Source organism: Demequina maris (assembly GCF_000971155.1).
Lineage (GTDB): Bacteria > Actinomycetota > Actinomycetes > Actinomycetales > Demequinaceae > Demequina > Demequina maris.
On sequence record NZ_BBLX01000020.1, the window covers coordinates 1 to 5,321 of the forward strand.

The 5,321-nt window shown below is 56.8% G+C and carries 2 rRNA genes; both read right to left on the reverse strand.

Annotation, left to right across the window (positions count from 1 at the left end):
* Positions 1-61 precede the first annotated feature (61 nt).
* A 23S ribosomal RNA gene (locus AOM02_RS13975) occupies positions 62-3,164 on the reverse strand.
* A 416-nt stretch (positions 3,165-3,580) separates the two neighbouring features.
* Positions 3,581-5,101 (reverse strand): 16S ribosomal RNA (locus tag AOM02_RS13980).
* Together the 16S and 23S rRNA genes form the textbook arrangement of a ribosomal RNA operon.
* Positions 5,102-5,321 lie beyond the last annotated feature (220 nt).

The window sequence follows — 5,321 nt, forward strand, 5'->3', positions numbered from 1 at the left end:
CGGTGCCCGTAGTTCGGGAACCGCACAGTGGACGCGAGCATGCATTCGGAAATCTTGAATGTAAGTCAAGTTATCGGCCTATTAGTACCGGTCAGCTTCAAGAGTCGTTAGTCCTCTCTTCCACGTCCGGCCTATCAACCCCATGGTCTATAGGGGGCCTTCAGGAGACAAGCTCCTTGGAAACCTCATCTTGAAACGGGCTTCCCGCTTAGATGCTTTCAGCGGTTATCCCTTCCCAACGTAGCCAACCAGCCGTGCTCCTGGCGGAACAACTGGCACACCAGAGGTTGGTCCACCCCGGTCCTCTCGTACTAGGGGCAGCCTTTCTCAAGTTTCCTGCGCGCGCAGCGGATAGGGACCGAACTGTCTCACGACGTTCTAAACCCAGCTCGCGTACCGCTTTAATGGGCGAACAGCCCAACCCTTGGGACCAACTCCAGCCCCAGGATGCGACGAGCCGACATCGAGGTGCCAAACCATGCCGTCGATATGGACTCTTGGGCAGGATCAGCCTGTTATCCCCGGGGTACCTTTTATCCGTTGAGCGCCGGCGCTTCCACTTGCCACCGGCGGGTCACTAGTCCCGACTTTCGTCCCTGCTCGACCTGTCAGTCTCACAGTCAAGCTCCCTTGTACACTTGCACTCGCCACCTGATTGCCAACCAGGCTGAGGGAACCTTTGGGCGCCTCCGTTACTCTTTGGGAGGCAACCGCCCCAGTTAAACTACCCACCAGGCACTGTCCCTGATCCGGATCACGGACCGAGGTTAGATATCCAGAGTGATCAGAGTGGTATTTCAACAATGACTCCACCGAAACTGGCGTTCCGGCTTCAAAGTCTCCCACCTATCCTACACAAACCACACCGAATACCAATACCAAGCTGTAGTAAAGGTCCCGGGGTCTTTCCGTCCTGCTGCGCGTAACGAGCATCTTTACTCGTAGTGCAATTTCGCCGAGTTCGCGGTTGAGACAGCGGAGAAGTCGTTACGCCATTCGTGCAGGTCGGAACTTACCCGACAAGGAATTTCGCTACCTTAGGATGGTTATAGTTACCACCGCCGTTTACTGGGGCTTAAATTCGGAGCTTCGCCTTGCGGCTGACCCCTCCTCTTAACCTTCCAGCACCGGGCAGGCGTCAGTCCGTATACATCGTCTTGCGACTTCGCACGGACCTGTGTTTTTAGTAAACAGTCGCTTCTCCCTGGTCTCTGCGGCCCTCAAACGCTTCCCCACGCTAGGTGGTTCACGCCTCAGGCCCCCCTTCTCCCGAAGTTACGGGGGCATTTTGCCGAGTTCCTTAACCACGATTCACTCGATCGCCTTAGTATTCTCTACCTGACCACCTGAGTCGGTTTGGGGTACGGGCGGCTAGAACCTCGCGCCGAGGTTTTTCTTGGCAGCATAGGATCACCGATTTCCCACATAAGTGGTCACCATCAGGTCTCAGCCTGTATGAACCGCGGATTTGCCTACGGTTCGGCCTACACCCTTAGACGTGGACTACCATCGCCACGCTCGGCTACCTTCCTGCGTCACCCCTGTTAATACGCTTGACTACTACGGATCTGGTTCGTGCGCGCCACCGAGCTCCCCCCGAAGGGTTCGCCGGCTTTGGGCACTTAGCATCGTCCGCCTCGTCATGGGCGGTTCTTCGCCGGTACGGGAATATCAACCCGTTGTCCATCGACTACGCCTGTCGGCCTCGCCTTAGGTCCCGACTTACCCAGGGCGGATTAACCTGGCCCTGGAACCCTTGGTCATTCGGCGGACGGGTTTCTCACCCGTCTTTCGCTACTCATGCCTGCATTCTCACTCGTGTGGCGTCCACCGCTGGGTTACCCCGCGACTTCACCCGCCACACGACGCTCCCCTACCCATCCACACGCCTGGACCACGAAGGCCTAGCACATATGTGAATGACACAACTTCGGCGGTGTACTTGAGCCCCGCTACATTGTCGGCGCGGAATCACTTGACCAGTGAGCTATTACGCACTCTTTCAAGGGTGGCTGCTTCTAAGCCAACCTCCTGGTTGTCTATGCAACTCCACATCCTTTCCCACTTAGCACACGCTTAGGGGCCTTAGTTGGTGTTCTGGGCTGTTTCCCTCTCGACTACGAAGCTTATCCCCCGCAGTCTCACTGCTGCGCTCTCACTTACCGGCATTCGGAGTTTGGCTGACGTCAGTAACCTGGTGGGGCCCATCGGCCATCCAGTAGCTCTACCTCCGGCAAGAAACACGCAACGCTGCACCTAAATGCATTTCGGGGAGAACCAGCTATCACGAAGTTTGATTGGCCTTTCACCCCTATCCACAGCTCATCCCCTCGGTTTTCAACCCAAGTGGGTTCGGCCCTCCACGCGGTCTTACCCGCGCTTCAGCCTGGCCATGGATAGATCACTTCGCTTCGGGTCTAGACCCAGCGACTCAAACGCCCTATTCGGACTCGCTTTCGCTACGGCTGCCCCACACGGGTTAACCTTGCCACTGAGCACTAACTCGCAGGCTCATTCTTCAAAAGGCACGCCGTCACCCCAGCTAAGGAGGCTCCGACGGATTGTAAGCACACGGTTTCAGGTACTATTTCACTCCCCTCTCGGGGTACTTTTCACCCTTCCCTCACGGTACTGATTCGCTATCGGTCAGTAGGTAGTATTTAGGCTTACAGAGTGGTCTCTGCAGATTCACACGGGATTTCTCGGGCCCCGTGCTACTTGGGATGACTCTCAGGAGTCCGCATGATTTCGGCTACGGGGGTCGCACCCTCTATGCCGGGCCTTTCAATGCCCTTCGCCTATCACACGGATTTCTGACTCCTCGGAAGATCGGCAGATCTCCCAGAAAGGTCCCACAACCCCGCATACGCAACGCCTGCCGGCTATCACACGCATACGGTTTGGCCTCATCCGCTTTCGCTCGCCACTACTCACGGAATATCTCTTCCTGTCGGTACTGAGATGTTTCACTTCCCGACGTTCCCTCCACACGCCCTATGTGTTCAGGCGTGGGTCACTGGACATGACTCCAGCGGGGTTTCCCCATTCGGACATCCTCGGATCACAGCTTGTTTGCCAGCTCCCCGAGGCTTATCGCAGGCTACAACGTCCTTCTTCGGCTCCTACTGCCAAGGCATCCACCATGTGCTCTTAAAAACTTGACCACAGATATCAAAGATGCTCGCGTCCACTGTGCAGTTCTCAAACGACGGACGAACCCACCCCCCGACCCCACACCTGCAAGCTCACGAGCCTGCCGTTTGATGGGAGGAGATGGTCCGCAACCGTGCCCACCACCAGCACCACCCACCATCATGACGACGGCGGCGGAACCCGGTGAGGGGTTCGACGGTCTGAAAGATAGAACGAGAACGTCCGACCCTTCAGGACCCAACAGCGTGCCAGCCGACAACCATGAAGCACGGTGAAGGAGGTTCCGACCCCATACGGGGTGTACTGACCATCACCAGCAAGGCTGCCGGCGCATGTCGATGTTCCATCCATGAGCCCCACCCAGAGCACTTTCGGCTCTGACAGTGGGATCCTGACCAACCCTTGCGGACTGGTAGGTGCTCCTTAGAAAGGAGGTGATCCAGCCGCACCTTCCGGTACGGCTACCTTGTTACGACTTAGTCCCAATCGCCAATCCCACCTTAGACAGCTCCCTCTCTTACGAGTTGGGCCACTGGCTTCGGGTGTTACCGACTTTCGTGACTTGACGGGCGGTGTGTACAAGGCCCGGGAACGTATTCACCGCAGCGTTGCTGATCTGCGATTACTAGCGACTCCGACTTCATGAGGTCGAGTTGCAGACCTCAATCCGAACTGAGACCGGCTTTTTGGGATTCGCTCCACCTTACGGTATCGCAGCCCATTGTACCGGCCATTGTAGCATGCGTGAAGCCCAAGACATAAGGGGCATGATGATTTGACGTCATCCCCACCTTCCTCCGAGTTGACCCCGGCAGTCTCCTATGAGTCCCCACCATCACGTGCTGGCAACATAGGACGAGGGTTGCGCTCGTTGCGGGACTTAACCCAACATCTCACGACACGAGCTGACGACAACCATGCACCACCTGTATACCCCGCCGAAGCACTCCCCATCTCTGGGGATAGAGGGTATATGTCAAGCCTTGGTAAGGTTCTTCGCGTTGCATCGAATTAATCCGCATGCTCCGCCGCTTGTGCGGGCCCCCGTCAATTCCTTTGAGTTTTAGCCTTGCGGCCGTACTCCCCAGGCGGGGCACTTAATGCGTTAGCTGCGACGCGGAACTCATGGAAAGAGCCCCACATCTAGTGCCCACCGTTTACGGCGTGGACTACCAGGGTATCTAATCCTGTTCGCTCCCCACGCTTTCGCTCCTCAGCGTCAGTTGTGGCCCAGAGACCTGCCTTCGCCATCGGTGTTCCTCCTGATATCTGCGCATTCCACCGCTACACCAGGAATTCCAGTCTCCCCTACCACACTCTAGTCTGCCCGTACCCACTGCAGGCCCGAGGTTGAGCCTCGGGATTTCACAGCAGACGCGACAAACCGCCTACGAGCTCTTTACGCCCAATAATTCCGGACAACGCTTGCGCCCTACGTATTACCGCGGCTGCTGGCACGTAGTTAGCCGGCGCTTCTTCTGCAGGTACCGTCACTCTCGCTTCTTCCCTGCTGAAAGGGGTTTACAACCCGAAGGCCTTCATCCCCCACGCGGCGTCGCTGCATCAGGCTTGCGCCCATTGTGCAATATTCCCCACTGCTGCCTCCCGTAGGAGTCTGGACCGTGTCTCAGTTCCAGTGTGGCCGGTCGCCCTCTCAGGCCGGCTACCCGTCGTCGCCTTGGTGAGCCATTACCTCACCAACAAGCTGATAGGCCGCGAGTCCATCCCAGACCGAAAAACTTTCCCAACACTCACCATGCGGTGGTGCCGCTTATCCGGTATTAGACCCCGTTTCCAAGGCTTATCCCAGAGTCTGGGGCAGGTTACTCACGTGTTACTCACCCGTTCGCCACTGATCCCCCCAGCAAGCTGGGGTTCACCGTTCGACTTGCATGTGTTAAGCACGCCGCCAGCGTTCGTCCTGAGCCAGGATCAAACTCTCCGTAAATGATTTTCGCAGAACCCCTCAAAAGAAGGATTTACGTCAATACAGAGTACGTCTCCGAAGAGACAATTTAATCTCTAGCATCGAACAAAACATCATTGCTGACATTTCGTTGTCTACCAAAGGAATCCTGCACCCCTGAAACCAGGGATGCCGGGTTTTGGCATCGACATGTGGCACACTGTTGAGTTCTCAAGTTTCGGACGCGCACCGCCTCGATCCC